Below are 15,392 nucleotides of genomic sequence, written 5' to 3' on the forward strand. Positions count from 1 at the left end.
TGTGTTGTGTTCTATCGTTATAAAGTCGCTGTGTTGAGCGTTTTCGGTTTGATGACCAAATCATGAATGGCTTCATGCAGGTCAGCAACAGTCTTCACTATACAATCTGCATGCCAAGCTGTTAAGTCATCTTTGTGTTGTAAAGGTAAATAGCCATAAGCCGCAAGAATCGTGTACATCTGCGCATTACGACCTGCATCGATATCACGTGGATGATCACCGACATAGATACAGTCTTGAGCATCTAGATGAATGTGCTTGGCTGCTAAATACATCGGCTCTGGGTCTGGCTTGGTTTTACTGACATCGTCTGGGCAAACCAATACCGAGCAGCGCTCAGTCAAATTCAACGCTTTGAGCAACGCTTCACTGAGTGAACGCGGCTTATTGGTGACAATACCCCACGGAATTTGATACTGTTCAAGTTCATCGAGTAGCGGATACATGCCTTCAAAAAGGTCTGTATCGACGGCAATATCCGCACCATAAAGCGCTAAAAAACGTTGACGATGTGCCAGAAAAATAGGGTCTTCCACATCTAACTCAGGATAGACCAGTTTGACCATGGCACGCGCGCCTTCAGACACTTGTACACGAATGTCTTCTGCACTGACCACCGCAATGCCTTTGTCACGGCACATGTCTTGAATAATACGAATAAAATCAGCCGCGGTATCAATCAGTGTACCGTCAAGATCAAAGAGTACAGCTTTCATTAGGCTTCTTTCACCGTATGAACCATGTAGTTCACATCCACATTCGGTGCGAGCCAATAGCGTTTGGTAATCGGGTTATAATGTAAACCTGTCATATCTTTGAGTTTTAACTCGGCTTGACGAATATCATGAGCTAATTCTGAAGGTTTAATAAACTTCGAATAATCATGAGTGCCTTTCGCCAACATGCGTAAAACATATTCCGCACCAATAATCGCAAACAAATAGGCTTTAGGATTACGGTTAATGGTCGAGAAGAACACATGACCACCCGGTTTTACCAGCTTTTGACAGGCTAAAATGATCGAAGCTGGATCGGGTACGTGTTCGAGCATTTCCATACAGGTGACGACGTCATATTGACCTGCTTGCTCTTCTGCCAATTGCTCTACAGGTACTTGGCGATATTCAATATTTTGTACATTTTCTTGTTCGGCATGTAAGCGTGCAACATTCAACGGCGCTTCGCCCATGTCGATACCCAATACTTGCGCACCGCGACGTGCCATGCTTTCAGCTAAAATACCGCCGCCACAGCCCACATCTAATACTTTCTTGCCAGTGATACCATTTGAATGCTCATCAATCCAGTTCAAACGCAGGGGATTAATCATGTGCAAAGGGCGGAACTCAGAATGCTGATCCCACCATATGGCTGCGAAAGCTTCAAATTTGGCAATTTCTTGTGGATCAACATTCAATTGCGACATCGGTTGCACCTCAATCAAGTCTTTATATTTTAGAAAAAAGTTTATGGGAGTTAGTGTAGCGCGTCCTGAAAAAAAAGCGATAAAAGCCTTAAAAAAGTTCACAGAATGAAAACGAAATCGACAGATTTGATTTATAGTGTTGCCATAAACTAATCATAATGATTTTGAGGACGATAAGTTCAATGAAAAAATTCCTTTTAGGCACGATTACAACAGCTATTTTGGCTTTTTCTGGCAGTGCGATGGCAGCGCAATTTGTCGCGGGGACTGATTACACAGTTATTCCAAAACCGATTAAAGTCGAACGTCCGGGTAAAATCGAAGTCCGTGAGTTCTTTTGGTATGGCTGCCCACATTGTTTTACATTAGAACCGCATATGCAAACGTGGTTAAAGCAATTGCCTAAAGATGTACGTTTTGTCCGTACACCTGCAGCAATGAATCCACTTTGGGAACAAGGCGCGCGTGCTTACTATGCATCGGAAGCACTGGGTGTTCGTCAAAAAGCACATTTACAATTGTTCCATGACATTCATGTGGGTCAAAAAAATATCTTAGAACAAGGCGCATTTGCTAAGTTCTACACCCGTTATGGTGTTCCTGAAGCGAAATTTAACAGCACATTTAAATCATTTGCTGTGTCTTCAAAAATTGCTCAAGCGAAAAGCTTAGCGGCTCAATATCAATTGAGCGGCGTGCCTGCGATTACCGTCAATGGTAAATACATCGTACAAGGTGAAGATGCACGTACCGTTGAAATCGTGAAATTCCTTGTTGATAAAGAACGCAAAGCGAAATAACAGATGTCATAAAAAAGCCGCACTCGATGCGGCTTTTTTATGGCGATAAATTTTGTGGATCAGAGATTTGAGCCAAAGATCGATCCCAATGTAAGATGCCACGAAATAAGAGCTGAACTTGGGTCTGAGCTTGGCGGCGAAATTGTTGTAGCGCATCCGTACGTTGTGGAAGGTCAATATGTCGATGTATGTCAATCCACTGCATTGCCCAACTTAAGGCCAATTCAAACAAAATTTGTCCCAATACTTTGAGGTCTTGTTCGGATTGAATATGTTGAGTCGCTTCAACTTGAGCCAGTGCATGGGCCAAATCGGTACTGAGAAAATTAAACTCACGAGTAATGGCTTGTCTTAAGAATGCTGAACCACCCCAACGTTCAGCAATAAGAAACATCCATGCCTCAGGAAATTGCTCAACGGCATGAAATAAATAATCCAGACTTTGTCGTGTGCGTGCATCTGGTGCTTGAAAGCATTGCTGACTCAGTTGATTGAGGACATTCCGAAGGTGCAGGGCCATTTGGTCGACTAGTTCCAAACCGAGCTCATCCATGTCCTGAAAATGGCGATAAAACGCAGCAGGAACCAAGCCGACATGACGGGAAATTTCGCGTAAGCTCAGACTGCTAAAAGAACGGCCTGTGGTACTCAATGCAAGCGCTGCATCAAGGATAGCTTTACGACTTTGTTGCTTACGTTCTTCCCGTATCGACATGCAATTCGTCCTGAATTTTGCGTGGCTTCAGTCTAACAAATTTCCTGATGTCGTACGATGGGCCTATCAAAACTTGGATGAATGGATTTTGTAAATGCACACGAATGCATCCCGAATCTGGCTGTACCTTCTGTTATAATGTGCCGCAATCAATTTTGTCAGATTAAGGACTCATTATGCGTATCGACCAACGAGCATTAGATCAATTACGTGAAGTAAAAATTACCCGTAACTACACACGTTATGCGGAAGGTTCTGTATTGGTTGAATTTGGTCATACAAAAGTTCTTTGTACTGCAAGTGTTGACAACTCAGTACCGCGTTTCCTTAAAGGAAAAGGTCAGGGTTGGGTGACTGCTGAATATGGCATGTTACCTCGTTCAACACATACACGTACTGACCGTGAAGCGGCGCGTGGTAAACAAAGCGGTCGTACTCAAGAAATTCAACGTCTGATTGGTCGTAGCTTACGCGCGATGGTGGATTTGAAAAAATTGGGTGAAAATACCATCAGTATCGACTGTGATGTGATTCAGGCAGATGGCGGTACACGTACAGCATCAATTACAGGTGCAGCTGTTGCCTTGGTTGATGCAATGAATGTCTTGCTTGAAAATAAAAAAATTAAACAAGATCCATTAAAAGGTTTAGTTGCTGCGATTTCTGTAGGGATGTATCAAGACGAAGCATTACTTGATCTTTGCTATGAAGAAGATTCAAGCTGCCAAACAGACATGAACGTAGTGATGACACAAGCTGGTGAGTTCATTGAACTTCAAGGTACAGCAGAAGACAAACCGTTTACACGTACACAGTGTAATGAAATGCTTGAACTTGCTGAAAAAGGCATTCAAGAATTGATCAAAAAACAACAAGAAGCTTTAGGCTGGTAAGTTGTTTGATTCAGTTCAAACTGAATAAAGAACGCATCTTCGGATGCGTTTTTTTATGCGTTGAATATAGAAAATCCAACACGAATCGGCTATTCAGTAGCGTGTCTTTGGCTCAAATTAATAGGATCAGGATGCTTTGAAGGACTAAAAATGAAAAATTGGATGATGTATTTTTCTTTGTTCATCGTATTGTTGATCAGTGGTTGTGATTTTTTTGGAAATCAGGATCAAGAGCGTGAAGGTGGTCGTTTTTCTGAACAAAGTGAAAACTCAAAAGATCAGGACGATGATCAAGATGAGCGCGAGCAGCATGAAGACGATGCGGAGCATGAAAAGGACTCCGAGCATGAAGATGAAGCTCGACGAAGTTCAAAACAACAGCAAGATGATGATTAAGTCATGCTAGATCTTAAGCATCAAAAAGGGTGCTACAGCACCCTTTATTTATGTTTAGAGTAAGTCTAGAGCGTTAGGCATTAAAGCGCATCGATAAATCAATCGCTGTGACATCTTTGGTGAGTACACCCATCGAAATATAATCGACCCCTGTCGTTGCCACTTCACGTAAGTTTGCAATGGTGATATTGCCTGAGGCTTCAAGTTTGCAGCGACCATTCACGTGTTTGACAGCATCAATCATTTGTTGCTGACTAAAGTTATCCAACATCACAATATCCGCACCTGCTTCCAACGCTTGGTTGAGTTCGTCCCAAGTTTCTACTTCCACTTCAACGGGTTTACCCGGAGCAATGGTATGCGCTTTAGCAATAGCTTGGCTAATGCCACCAGCAGCCATGATGTGGTTTTCTTTAATTAAAAACGCATCAAATAAACCTAAGCGATGGTTTTGACCACCTCCGACAGCAACTGCATATTTTTGTGCAATACGTAGGCCTGGTAAGGTTTTACGGGTATCGAGTAGACGAGTATTCAAACCTTCCAGTTGTTGAACATATTCAGCTGTTTTAGTGGCTACAGCCGATAATGTTTGCACAAAATTCAGTGCAGGGCGTTCAACGGTTAATAGGCTACGTGCAGAACCTGCTAATTTTAAGAAAGCCTCACCTGCTGAGACACGTTCCCCATCATTTTTTAACCATGTGACTTGTACACTTGCATCAAAAGTTTGAATGAGCGCATTGACCCACGGTTGCCCTGCTAGCACCATATCTTCACGACTAATAATTGTTGCGGTCGCTTGTTCATCTTCTGGAGTTAACAGGGCTGTAATATCGCCTTCGCCAATATCTTCTTGTAGTGCGTGTTGAATATTGATTTGGATTGATTGTTCAAGCAAAGATTGCGATATGCTCATAAGAAGTTCCGTATCTTTTTAACCCAGGAAAATGTGCGCGTTATATTAGCATTGTTCCTTAAAAATGAGCGATTTTTAACTCCTTTCACAGACTTGAATTGAGATTTCAATGTGAAAGTTTTAGCATTAAAACTTTCAAGTAGGGCTCGGCGTTTTGATCTGCAGCATTGCAGGCCGGCTTAGACACAGGATTTTTTTATGTCACAAGCAACAACATTTCAGGTGCAGGATGGGCAATTGCTAGGTGCGCGTCAAGTTCCATCACCGAATTTTAACCAGCGTCCTGAAGATACCGAAATTCAGCTTGTCGTCATTCATAATATTAGTTTGCCACCTTCTCAGTTTGGCGGTGGTTATATCGAACAATTTTTCCAAAATCAGTTGGATTGGTCGAAACATCCTTATTTTCAAACCATTGAAGGGATGCAGGTATCGACACATTTATTGATCCTGCGTACAGGCGAAGTCCTACAGTTTGTCAATTTTAATGATCGGGCTTGGCATGCTGGTCGTTCAACCTATTTAGCGCAAAAAGAATGTAATGATTATTCGATAGGTATTGAGCTCGAAGGAAGTGATGATTTACCTTTTGAAGCTGCACAATATGCCGTGCTGACAGAGGTCGTGGCGTGTTTACAACAGGCTTATCCTAAAATTCAACAACATATTGCAGGGCATTCAGATATTGCACCGGGACGTAAAACTGATCCGGGTCCATTTTTTGAGTGGAACGCTTTTCGTCAGCAGCTGCATCATTTTAAAAACAAATAAACAATACACACTGCGTTTAATAAACCAATGAAATTCCTTGACGAGTTTCATTACAATAGGCGCACTTTCAAAAGTGAGAAATACCGATGGCGCTTTGGCGTTCGACAGTTATTGTCAGTGCAATGACTATGTTGTCCCGTGTATTGGGACTGGTACGGGATATTGTCCTGTTAAATGTATTTGGTGCAGGTAAAGACTTCGATACCTTCGTGGTTGCCTTTCGTATTCCTAACTTTTTTAGGCGCTTATTCGCAGAAGGGGCATTTTCACAAGCCTTTATTCCTGTATTGACTGAATATAAAACCAGTCGAACCCATGCCGAAGTCCAGATTCTGATTAGCCGTGTTTTTGGCTGTTTAGGTCTGGTGATGACTAGTTTGACGTTCATCGCAATGGTGGCGGCACCCGCGATTATTTATATCTATGCACCGGGTTTCCATGGTGATGCAGACAAGTTTGCGTTAGCTACCGATATGTTCCGCCTAACGATTCCTTACTTACTGTTTATGTCCTTAACGGCATTTGCCAGCAGTATTTTGAATAGTTATGGCTCATTCAGTACACCTGCGTTCGCTCCAGTGTTACTTAATGTCGCGATGATTGCCGGTGCGCTATGGTTAACCCCTTATATGGCCGAGCCAATTATGGCTTTAGGTTGGTCTGTTGTCGCTGCAGGCTTCTTACAATTGGCGATTCAGATTCCAGAGCTGTGGCGTAAAAAATTACTGATTCCACCGAAAGTTGACTTCAAACACGAAGGTGTTGATCGCATCATGAAGTTGATGCTGCCAGCACTGTTTGGTGTCTCAGTGACGCAGATCAACCTACTGTTGAACACCATTTGGGCGTCTTTCATGCAAGATGGTTCGGTGTCATGGTTATACAGTGCCGAACGGATGACCGAATTGCCATTGGGCTTAATTGGTGTCGCGATAGGTACCGTAATTTTACCTTCGTTGTCTGCGCGTCATGCTGAACAAGATCAAGAAAAATTCCGTCGTATGATTGATTGGGCAGCTAAGGTCATTATCTTGGTGGGTGTGCCTGCAAGTATTGCGCTTTTCATGCTCTCTACACCTATTATTCAGGCCTTATTTGAACGTGGTCAATTTAGCTTTGAAGATACACAGATGACCGCATTGGCATTGCAATGTATGAGTGCCGGTGTGATTTCATTCATGCTCATTAAAGTGTTTGCACCAGGGTTTTATGCGCAACAAGATACCAAAACTCCTGTACGTGTAGGTTTAATGGCGGTCGCAGCCAATGCCATTCTTAACGTGGTGTTTATTGGATTCTTTAAACTGATTGATTGGCATGCTGAGCATATGGCCTTGGCATTGGCATCCTCTGGTTCCGCATTAGTGAATGCAGGGATGCTGTATTTTTATTTACATAAGCGCAATATTTTTCGCTTTGGCGCACATTGGAAAAAGTTGGTGATTCAGTTTGCGATAGCCAATGCTGTGATGATTGCTGCACTGTGGTATGGCTTAACATGGTACAACGGTGATGTATCTGCGTGGATGCGTGTCGCGGAAGTGATCATCTTATGTGTGATTGGTGTTGCTGCTTATGGTATCGCCTTAATTGCAACAGGCTTTAGACCACGTCACTTAAAACCATAAAGCTAAAACCATACAACGTAGTAAGTTTACGTGGATGTAAAAAAATAAGAGCCTATAGGCTCTTATTTTTTTGATTGAGACTCAAGATGATAAAAACATACGTTTCTGATTCATGAGTCTGAGGGGAGTAATTTGTAGTTTAAAACGACATTCAATCAGTCGCCTAAACTTTTCCTCGAGAGAGGAAACCAACAATTGCGAGAATGACTGCAATAACCAAAAGAATAACAGCAAAGTCTTTGGATAAGCCTGCCACACCACCAAAACCTAGCAGACTCGCAATCAAAGCAATTACAGCGAAAATAATAGCCCAGCGGAACATAGTTTTATCTCCATGTGATTTTTTATTCTGTCTCATCAGTATAGGAGTCACAGAAAGCATGCTATGTATTCTTTTGTTTATTTAATGTTCAATATTCGGTAACTTAAACAAGGAATTTATGTGCGGGTTCAGTTAATATGCCTGCCACCTTCGTTGCGAGCGAGAAGATGACCGATACTCTACGCCCACATTTTTGGAAAAAGCATGCTTTGACTGAACTCACCCATTTGGAGTGGGAGTCCCTCTGTGATGGTTGCGGGCTTTGTTGTTTAATCAAGCTTGAAGATGAAGATACGCAAGAGGTGGCTTACACCAAAGTGGCATGCAAACTTTTAGATTGTGAAACCGCCAGTTGTTCCGATTATCCAAATCGCAAATCACACGTTGCAGACTGCATACAGCTGACACCTGAACAAATTCACCAATTTCATTGGCTACCGCCGAGCTGTGCTTATCGTAGAATTTCTGAAGGGAAAGATTTACCGCGTTGGCATCATCTAGTGACGGGAAGTCGTGACAGTATTTTGAAGGCACGAAAGTCTGCCGCAGGGCGTTGCATCAGTGAAGAAGACGTCAACCCTGATGATATTGAAGATTATATTGTGCGTTGGGTACGCTAAAGGACACAGATACGCTCAATTTTGGGTCTAGAGTTGATCTTGTATCATGGCCAGAAAGTCTTGTTCTGACAGAACCTGAAATCCATGCTGTTTAAGGAGTGCTGTGGTTACTCCATAGCCTTCAATTTTTGTACGCGTAAAGGTGCCATCATAAATATAATGACTGCCGCACGACGGGCTACGATCTTTTAAGACCACCACATCAACCTTATGCAATTGGGCCAATTCCAACATGCGATGGGCACCCGCGATAAATTCAGCACTGACATCTGTGCCCAAGACATCTTTGACTTGGGCTGTGCCATTGAGCACATCACTGGCTTGACCATTTTGAATTTCTGCAGGAAAACGTGGACAGCTCAGGCCGCCCATCATTTCTGGGCAGGCCGTAATGACTTGGTGAGTCTGCATCAGTTGGCAAATTGCTTGTTGTGTATTTGATTTGGCATCATAACGAACGGGTTGGCCTGCCAGACAGGCACTGACTAAATACTTCAGTGTCATCGTGTCTTGCTCCACAAGTTTTAGTGACTCAAAAGTTCCATCGCATGGTCATAACTGAGCGGACGATAAAAGTAAAAACCTTGTCCAGTATGACAATTACATTCTTTTAAGGTATCGACCTGTTCCGGTTTCTCTATACCTTCGACTAATATATTCAGGGAAACACTCGCACCAATTTGTGTAATCGCTTTGACAATGGCAAGTGCTGAACAGTCGGTATGCATGCGTTCCACAAAATTACGGTCGATTTTAATACAGTCGACAGGGTAGTTACTTAGACGTGTTAATGATGAATGACCTGTACCAAAATCATCTAAAGAAATGTGGATGCCATGGTCTTTCAATAAATTGAGGGCGCGAATCACATAATTTGAGCCACGTTCTGACAGGCTTTGCTCGGTAATTTCGACCTCAATAATATCTGGTGATATACCAAACTGCTTTAAGCGATTCAGTAGTTTTTCCGCATAATCATCACGTAAAAATTCGACAGGTGCAGCATTTATTGAAATCGGTAGCGGTTGCAGTCCAAGTTCAATCCATTTTTGAATATCTTGAAAGATTTTAATTTGCATTGTTTCACTAATGCGTGAAGCCAATTCATAATCTTGAAATGCAGCAAAAATTTGAGAAGGTAATTGTAATTGTTGGTCTTTATCGTACCAACGCAGCAAAGCTTCAAAGCCGACCACTTGACTGTCAGAAAGGCGAACTTTGGGTTGATAAAACGGAATAATTTGATTGGACTTAATCAGGCTGCGGGCTAGCGTTAATTGGCGAGTGGTGTTTTCAAGAATTTTAAACATGGTGTGGTTGAACATTCGCACCCCACCACGACCACTGCCTTTTAAATCATTTAGCGCAATATCAGCGCATTTAAGTAAATTCGAGGAATTTTGTGCATCGCGTGGGTAGATCGCACAGCCAATACTCATACCTATATTGATGCTTTGTCCATTATAGAAAATCGGCATATCCATTTGCTGACAGGCGATGCTGGCAATATCTGTTAATTGTTGTTGCGATTTTAAGTTCGGAATAGAAATGGCAAATTCATCGCCACCTAAGCGTGAAACCACGATATTTGCATCAAAACAGTGCTGAAAACGCTGTCCAAGGGTATGCAGTAAATGGTCTCCAGCACTATGCCCTAAGGTGTCATTAATATGCTTAAAATAATCCAGATCGATCAATAACAAACCCAGTTGTTGCTGATGTTCTCGTGCCACTCTTAAGTGACTTTTAAAGACTCGACTAAACGCACGGCGGTTTAATAAACCTGTTAAATCATCCTGTTCAATGATCCGTTGGAGTTTATTTTCCGCCAGTCGCTGTACCGTAATATCACGGGAGACACAGAGAATTTCTTTGACTTGACCATATTCATTGAATACTGGGCTGAGCATGTTATCCCAATAAGCCATGGGTTCATCGGCCACTTGGCTCATGCCGACAAAGCGAGATATTTTGCCTTCTTTGGCTTCGGCAAAAGCATTCAGACACGCGTCGCGGACTTCTTCAGGCAATAATTTGTGCCATGACATACCAAACTCAGTTTCAGTCGGCGACACACCGAGAGCTAAGCAACCAGCGCGGTTCATATGCAGAATATGACCGTCTAGGCTTAATAATTTAATACAGTCGACACTGGCATCTAACATTTGATTACGGCTGTCGAGTTTTTCGCGTAATTCTGCACATTGGGTATGTTGTAATTGTATATTCTTGGCTTGAGGCATTTGTTGAAATGAATATATAGATAGATCAATGCCTTGTTGAACTTGAGGTATTTGCTTTTGCTTTAATGATTGCTTCATACAATCTGTCCAATTGGGTCAGGCAAGCTAAAAATGGGATATCTAGCCGATCATACTTTAATTTGATCGATAAGGGATAAGATCTCTTGTTACATTATAGTTAACATTCGCCTAAGGATTTTTACATGCAAGATACTTAAATAATGACATCAAACCAGCCTCTTAAATTGAATATCGAATAAAGCAAAGATTCTGCCAAGGCAGTGTTAGAATAGAAAAAACGTCCCCAATTGCCGGAAACGAAATAATAAGATGTCAGACAGCCAAATTCCTCTTCCTGAACGCATGCGTCCTCATGATTTATCTCAAATTATTGGACAAGATCACCTTTTGGGTGAAGATGCACCGTTACGCCAGATGATTGACCAAGGGCATTTGCCATCGATTATTTTTTGGGGACCTCCGGGTGTAGGTAAAACCACAATTGCGTTGTTGTTAGCGCAGGCCGTTGACCGACCATTTATTAGTTTATCTGCGCTTAATACTGGGGTGAAAGAGTTACGTGAAATCATCGCCGATGGTGGAGATTTATTGACACCTGTGGTGTTTATTGATGAAATTCATCGTTTTAATAAGTCACAACAAGATGCCTTACTGAATGCAGTTGAAAAGGGCAAAATTACCCTGATTGGTGCAACCACAGAAAACCCTTCATTTGAAGTTAATAATGCCTTATTGTCGCGTTGTCAGGTCTATACCTTAAATGCTCTGGATAATGACGCAATTCAGCGCTTATTGGATCAAGCGATTCAGCAAGATTCGTTTTTAAAAGAGCGTTATATTCAAATCGAAGAATATGAAGCTTTATTTCAATTTGCCGCAGGTGATGCTCGTAAAGCATTAAATCTTTTAGATTTAATCGCCAGTACGTTTGAGCCAGACTTAGAAAATATCATTAACAATGCGGTGGTGGTCAAAGTTGCGCAGCAAAATATTGCACGCTATGACAAATCGGGCGAACAGCATTATGATTTAGTTTCGGCTTTTATTAAGTCGATTCGAGGCAGTGATCCAGATGCCGCTTTGTATTGGATGGCTCGAATGCTCAAAGGTGGTGAAGATCCTGTTTTTATTGCCCGTCGTATGTTGATTGCGGCATCTGAAGATATTGGCAACTCAAATCCAAATGCTTTACTGTTGGCTGGAGAATGTTTCCGATCTGTGCAGGCAATTGGTATGCCTGAATGTCGAATCATTTTGGGGCAATGTGCGGTGTATTTGGCAACCAGTGCTAAAAGTAACAGTACTTATTTGGCCATCAACAAAGCCTTAGATTTGGCAGAAAAAACCTCGAATCTACCTGTGCCACTACATTTGAGAAATGCACCAACCAAATTGATGAAAGAGCAAGGCTATGGCGTGGACTATTTATATCCACATAATTATCCTGAACATTTTGTCATGCAAGACTATATGCCGCCTGAACTGAAAGGCACTAAGCTGTATGAGTCTGCACGCAATAAACGTGAAGTCGAAGGTGAGCGTTTGCAGCAACGCCGTTGGATGCAACAACAACAGCAACAATGATTTGAATGATCATAATGAAAAGGCGCTTCGGTGCCTTTTTTTATGTCTAATTCACGCAAAAAAAAGCCCAACTCAAGGCGAGCTGGGCTGAAAAAATAGGATGCCTTTGGGGAGATACATCCTAGAGGGTAGATGGAAAATCTGGTCGGCATACACATTGGAAACTTATAGATCCTAATGCTGCCTGGTATGTGGCTATCTTAGTGTGAACTTGGCTAAATGTGAAACAGAGGATTTTTATGGTTAACATTTGTTTTTTCGATCATGGATTAATCGAGTAATATTTTATTAAAAAACCGAGCTAAAGAGCTCGGTTTTTTAAATCGATGAACGAATTAGATATCAGAAAGGTCGATACCTAAACGTGCAGCAACTTCTTCATACGCTTCAACCACACCGCCTAAACCTTGACGGAAACGGTCTTTGTCGAGTTTTTTCTTAGTGTCTTTGTCCCATAGACGGCAGCCGTCTGGAGAGAATTCGTCACCCAATACGATACGGTCGTGGAACACACCAAATTCAAGTTTAAAGTCAACAAGCAACATGTTGCCTGCATCGAATAGACCTTTAAGTACTTCGTTTACTTTATAAGTCAATTCTTTCATTTGAGCGAGTTGTTCTGCAGTCGCCCAACCTAAAGCAATCGCTTGTGATTCATTCACCATTGGGTCGCCTAACGCATCGTCTTTGAAGAACAATTCGAAAGTTGGCGGAGTAAGTTCTTTACCTTCTTCAACGCCTAAACGACGGCAAAGTGAACCTGCTGCATAGTTACGGATTACGCACTCTACAGGAACCATGGTTAATTTTTTCACTAAAACTTCAGTTGGAGAAAGAAGTTTTTCGAAATGAGTTTCGATACCAGCCGCAGCCAATTTTTCCATGATAAAGGCGTTAAAACGGTTGTTCACCTTACCTTTGCGATCCAGTTGTTCAATTTTTTCACCGTTGAATGCAGAAGCATCGTCACGGAAAACTAGGATGAGGTGGTCAGAACTATCTGTTTCATAAACAGATTTCGCTTTACCAGTATAGAGCAAGGTTTGTTTTAACATGAGGGAACCTTTTTCGAGAAAAAATGCCTAGTACGACTAGGCTGGCCAATTTTGGTAAATCTGAGCTAACAGATCTGCAGCTTTTTCTTTGTCTGCAAAACTGTTATCGGCATTGAACACAGCGATGTTATTGCTTGAACCTACAGAAGAAAGTCTTAAAACATAGGTCTGTTGATCGACCTTGACGGTTACTTCGTAACGGTTTTTGCTCTGACCAACAATGGTATGGTTAAGGCTGCTGAGGGTAGCAAGTGTGTATTGCCAAATTGTAGCAGAATTTCCTTCAACTTTGATCAGCGGATTTTGATTTCCATCCACCAATAGTTGAGGGCGGCTAATATTTGTACTGTCTGTTGAGGAATCTGCAACGACATTATTTTTTTCCGCGGCTGGACGCGGAAGGGCATAGCGATTGCCGCGCTTATTTTCAAGCTTTGGTGCATGCTCAATTGCTAGTGGGTCAACAGATGGAGCAGGATACAAAGGCGTTGCAGGACGAACCATCGACCCTTCAGGGTATTTCAGCGGTTCAACATCTGTGGTTTGTTTATAGTCCAGTGTGCCATTATTAAAGGCAAGTGAACTACAACCGGCTAATGTAAATACTGAAAGTGCCAGGCTAAGTCCTAAACGTAATTGCATGATGTTTGCTCTTCTTTATTTGATAACGCCCGCAGTGATGAGTGCTTCACGAAGCGGAGTACGATATTGTTCTGCAAGGGGTGTTAATGGTAAGCGAATGCCTGTTTCAATCAGGTTCATCTCATGAAGTGCCCATTTCACAGGAATTGGGTTCGATTCGCAAAATAAAATTTGATGTAAATTTGCAACAGTATTGTTTTGTTGCTCGGCTTGGACTGCGTCACCCGCCAAAGCGCTTGCACACACTTCGCTCATTTCTTTTGGCGCCACGTTCGCAGTAACCGAAATGTTGCCTTTAGCACCTAAACCCATTAACTGATAAGCCGTTGCATCATCACCTGAGTACACCACCATATCTTTGCCTTTAAGGCCTTCAATGAGTTCTTGACCACGAGGAACATCGCCAGTGGCGTCTTTAATGCCCACGATTTGTGGAATATCAGCAAGACGGATCACGGTGTCGTTGTGCATGTCTACACCGGTTCGGCCAGGTACATTGTACAAAATTTGAGGTAAATCAACAGCTTCAGCAATCGCTTTGTAGTGTTGATACAGGCCTTCTTGGGTAGGTTTGTTATAGTATGGTGTAACTAATAATGCCGCATCTGCACCTAATTCTTTGGCTTCTTTGGTGAGTTCAATTGCTTCGTGGGTTGAGTTTGCACCTGTGCCGGCAATAATTGGAATGCGTTTGTTCGCCACACGGATGATTTCTTTGATCACCTGAGTGTGTTCGGCCATGCTCAAGGTAGAAGCTTCACCTGTAGTCCCTACAGCAACAATACTATTGGTGCCTTGCTTTATATGCCACTCAACCAGCTTCTCGAGGCTCTTCCAATCTACGCTGCCATCTTCAAACATTGGGGTGACGATTGCGACAATTGAACCTTGAATGGTCTGAGCTTGCTGAGTCATTTTGAAAAGCTATCCTATTTGTCCATCCGACAAGATGAAATATTGATTTCTGGATGGTTTCGAATTTTGATTTGTAGCATGTTCATTGGGCTATACCCAAGTTGAATAATGCTTACGCAAATTATGACTGATCAAACGCATAAGAACAATATGCTTTGGTCAAAGCCATAAAATTCTTTATACAAATCAAACTTAAAACAATCAAGTGTAAAATAGCGGTTTTTTTGCAGCCTGAAAATTGTTCAGCAAGGGCTGAATCTTGAAAATGTTTTATTCAATCGAGAGGGTTGGCATGGTTGATGGGATTGATTAAATCATCAGCAAAAGGTTGATCTATGTGTATTCCGTGCTTTTTAATCAGAATTTAAGATTAAATAACAATGACTAAAGATTTAAAAACTATATCAATTCGCTCGGGTTTTATTACAAATGATTGTTAAAA

Annotated in this window: 17 protein-coding genes; 7 read left to right on the forward strand and 10 right to left on the reverse strand. The window is 42.0% G+C overall.

Annotated features, from left to right (window positions below; genetic code table 11):
• Window positions 1-17 precede the first annotated feature (17 nt).
• Entirely contained in the window at window positions 18-716 is a 699-nt protein-coding gene (locus MST16_RS00300; protein ID WP_180011823.1) for an HAD family hydrolase, read from the reverse strand.
• Window positions 716-1,426 (reverse strand): bifunctional 2-polyprenyl-6-hydroxyphenol methylase/3-demethylubiquinol 3-O-methyltransferase UbiG, encoded by a 711-nt coding sequence (gene ubiG / locus MST16_RS00305; protein WP_078190637.1) that lies wholly within the window; start codon window positions 1,424-1,426, stop codon window positions 716-718. The genes MST16_RS00300 and ubiG overlap by 1 nt, the downstream gene beginning before the upstream one ends.
• Window positions 1,427-1,608: 182 nt before the next feature.
• On the opposite strand from ubiG, the gene MST16_RS00310 reads away from it, so the two are divergent.
• Window positions 1,609-2,226 (forward strand): thiol:disulfide interchange protein DsbA/DsbL, encoded by a 618-nt coding sequence (locus MST16_RS00310; RefSeq protein ID WP_111885097.1) that lies wholly within the window; start codon window positions 1,609-1,611, stop codon window positions 2,224-2,226.
• Window positions 2,227-2,263: 37 nt separating this feature from the next.
• On the opposite strand, the gene MST16_RS00315 is transcribed toward MST16_RS00310, so the two are convergent.
• Window positions 2,264-2,941, reverse strand: a complete 678-nt coding sequence (locus MST16_RS00315; RefSeq protein ID WP_180004330.1) for a TetR family transcriptional regulator — start codon at window positions 2,939-2,941, stop codon at window positions 2,264-2,266.
• A 176-nt stretch (window positions 2,942-3,117) separates the two neighbouring features.
• Here MST16_RS00315 and rph point away from each other — a divergent pair, with 176 nt between their 5' ends.
• Window positions 3,118-3,834, forward strand: coding sequence for a ribonuclease PH (rph, locus tag MST16_RS00320; protein WP_078190634.1), 717 nt, complete (start codon window positions 3,118-3,120; stop codon window positions 3,832-3,834).
• A gap of 150 nt (window positions 3,835-3,984) precedes the next feature.
• Entirely contained in the window at window positions 3,985-4,230 is a 246-nt protein-coding gene (locus MST16_RS00325) for a hypothetical protein (RefSeq protein ID WP_180008601.1), read from the forward strand.
• A gap of 73 nt (window positions 4,231-4,303) precedes the next feature.
• Here the strand turns inward: MST16_RS00325 and nadC are convergent, their stop codons facing one another.
• Complete coding sequence (nadC, locus tag MST16_RS00330) at window positions 4,304-5,149, reverse strand: carboxylating nicotinate-nucleotide diphosphorylase (protein WP_180008603.1); 846 nt, start codon at window positions 5,147-5,149, stop codon at window positions 4,304-4,306.
• 198 nt (window positions 5,150-5,347) lie between these two features.
• Here nadC and ampD point away from each other — a divergent pair, with 198 nt between their 5' ends.
• Together ampD and murJ are read left to right on the forward strand one after the other, a co-directional pair.
• Window positions 5,348-5,920, forward strand: a complete 573-nt coding sequence (gene ampD, locus MST16_RS00335) for a 1,6-anhydro-N-acetylmuramyl-L-alanine amidase AmpD (RefSeq protein ID WP_180008605.1) — start codon at window positions 5,348-5,350, stop codon at window positions 5,918-5,920.
• 86 nt (window positions 5,921-6,006) lie between these two features.
• On the forward strand, window positions 6,007-7,548 hold the full coding sequence (murJ, locus tag MST16_RS00340) for a murein biosynthesis integral membrane protein MurJ (protein ID WP_078193266.1): 1,542 nt from the start codon (window positions 6,007-6,009) through the stop codon (window positions 7,546-7,548).
• Between the two features lie 163 nt (window positions 7,549-7,711).
• Here murJ and MST16_RS00345 read toward each other — a convergent pair whose 3' ends face one another.
• Window positions 7,712-7,870, reverse strand: a complete 159-nt coding sequence (locus tag MST16_RS00345; protein ID WP_005006601.1) for a DUF1328 domain-containing protein — start codon at window positions 7,868-7,870, stop codon at window positions 7,712-7,714.
• Between the two features lie 167 nt (window positions 7,871-8,037).
• On the opposite strand from MST16_RS00345, the gene MST16_RS00350 reads away from it, so the two are divergent.
• Window positions 8,038-8,490: a YcgN family cysteine cluster protein gene (locus MST16_RS00350; protein ID WP_168379729.1), complete on the forward strand. Its 453-nt coding sequence runs from the start codon at window positions 8,038-8,040 to the stop codon at window positions 8,488-8,490.
• Between the two features lie 27 nt (window positions 8,491-8,517).
• Here MST16_RS00350 and MST16_RS00355 read toward each other — a convergent pair whose 3' ends face one another.
• Window positions 8,518-8,994 (reverse strand): DUF523 domain-containing protein, encoded by a 477-nt coding sequence (locus MST16_RS00355; protein ID WP_180008607.1) that lies wholly within the window; start codon window positions 8,992-8,994, stop codon window positions 8,518-8,520.
• A gap of 20 nt (window positions 8,995-9,014) precedes the next feature.
• Window positions 9,015-10,811 (reverse strand): EAL domain-containing protein, encoded by a 1,797-nt coding sequence (locus MST16_RS00360; protein WP_180008609.1) that lies wholly within the window; start codon window positions 10,809-10,811, stop codon window positions 9,015-9,017.
• A 252-nt stretch (window positions 10,812-11,063) separates the two neighbouring features.
• Between MST16_RS00360 and MST16_RS00365 the strand changes: the two genes are divergently transcribed.
• Window positions 11,064-12,338 carry a replication-associated recombination protein A gene (locus MST16_RS00365; protein WP_180008611.1) on the forward strand — a complete coding sequence of 425 codons (1,275 nt, stop codon included), beginning with the start codon at window positions 11,064-11,066 and terminating at the stop codon, window positions 12,336-12,338.
• Between the two features lie 335 nt (window positions 12,339-12,673).
• Here MST16_RS00365 and purC read toward each other — a convergent pair whose 3' ends face one another.
• The 3 genes from purC to dapA are packed head-to-tail and all read right to left on the reverse strand — an operon-like array spanning window position 12,674 to window position 14,950.
• Window positions 12,674-13,393, reverse strand: coding sequence for a phosphoribosylaminoimidazolesuccinocarboxamide synthase (gene purC, locus MST16_RS00370; RefSeq protein WP_078190626.1), 720 nt, complete (start codon window positions 13,391-13,393; stop codon window positions 12,674-12,676).
• Window positions 13,394-13,429: 36 nt separating this feature from the next.
• Entirely contained in the window at window positions 13,430-14,035 is a 606-nt protein-coding gene (locus MST16_RS00375) for a lipoprotein-34 precursor (NlpB) (protein ID WP_078193263.1), read from the reverse strand.
• Window positions 14,036-14,050: 15 nt separating this feature from the next.
• Window positions 14,051-14,950: a 4-hydroxy-tetrahydrodipicolinate synthase gene (gene dapA, locus MST16_RS00380; RefSeq protein WP_078193262.1), complete on the reverse strand. Its 900-nt coding sequence runs from the start codon at window positions 14,948-14,950 to the stop codon at window positions 14,051-14,053.
• Window positions 14,951-15,392: the final 442 nt, after the last annotated feature.

This window comes from Acinetobacter sp. YH16040_T (assembly GCF_024605785.1).
Classification (GTDB): domain Bacteria; phylum Pseudomonadota; class Gammaproteobacteria; order Pseudomonadales; family Moraxellaceae; genus Acinetobacter; species Acinetobacter amyesii.

Coding starts and splice junctions, on each gene's coding strand:
- MST16_RS00355 (WP_180008607.1), bottom strand. CDS start 8,994: ATGACACTGAAGTATTTAGTCAGTGCCTGTCTGGCAGGCCAACCCGTT.
- MST16_RS00375 (WP_078193263.1), bottom strand. CDS start 14,035: ATGCAATTACGTTTAGGACTTAGCCTGGCACTTTCAGTATTTACATTA.
- MST16_RS00315 (WP_180004330.1), bottom strand. CDS start 2,941: ATGTCGATACGGGAAGAACGTAAGCAACAAAGTCGTAAAGCTATCCTT.
- MST16_RS00345 (WP_005006601.1), bottom strand. CDS start 7,870: ATGTTCCGCTGGGCTATTATTTTCGCTGTAATTGCTTTGATTGCGAGT.
- ampD (WP_180008605.1), top strand. CDS start 5,348: ATGTCACAAGCAACAACATTTCAGGTGCAGGATGGGCAATTGCTAGGT.
- MST16_RS00310 (WP_111885097.1), top strand. CDS start 1,609: ATGAAAAAATTCCTTTTAGGCACGATTACAACAGCTATTTTGGCTTTT.
- nadC (WP_180008603.1), bottom strand. CDS start 5,149: ATGAGCATATCGCAATCTTTGCTTGAACAATCAATCCAAATCAATATT.
- purC (WP_078190626.1), bottom strand. CDS start 13,393: ATGTTAAAACAAACCTTGCTCTATACTGGTAAAGCGAAATCTGTTTAT.
- ubiG (WP_078190637.1), bottom strand. CDS start 1,426: ATGTCGCAATTGAATGTTGATCCACAAGAAATTGCCAAATTTGAAGCT.
- MST16_RS00350 (WP_168379729.1), top strand. CDS start 8,038: ATGACCGATACTCTACGCCCACATTTTTGGAAAAAGCATGCTTTGACT.
- MST16_RS00365 (WP_180008611.1), top strand. CDS start 11,064: ATGTCAGACAGCCAAATTCCTCTTCCTGAACGCATGCGTCCTCATGAT.
- MST16_RS00325 (WP_180008601.1), top strand. CDS start 3,985: ATGAAAAATTGGATGATGTATTTTTCTTTGTTCATCGTATTGTTGATC.
- MST16_RS00360 (WP_180008609.1), bottom strand. CDS start 10,811: ATGAAGCAATCATTAAAGCAAAAGCAAATACCTCAAGTTCAACAAGGC.
- murJ (WP_078193266.1), top strand. CDS start 6,007: ATGGCGCTTTGGCGTTCGACAGTTATTGTCAGTGCAATGACTATGTTG.
- dapA (WP_078193262.1), bottom strand. CDS start 14,950: ATGACTCAGCAAGCTCAGACCATTCAAGGTTCAATTGTCGCAATCGTC.
- MST16_RS00300 (WP_180011823.1), bottom strand. CDS start 716: ATGAAAGCTGTACTCTTTGATCTTGACGGTACACTGATTGATACCGCG.
- rph (WP_078190634.1), top strand. CDS start 3,118: ATGCGTATCGACCAACGAGCATTAGATCAATTACGTGAAGTAAAAATT.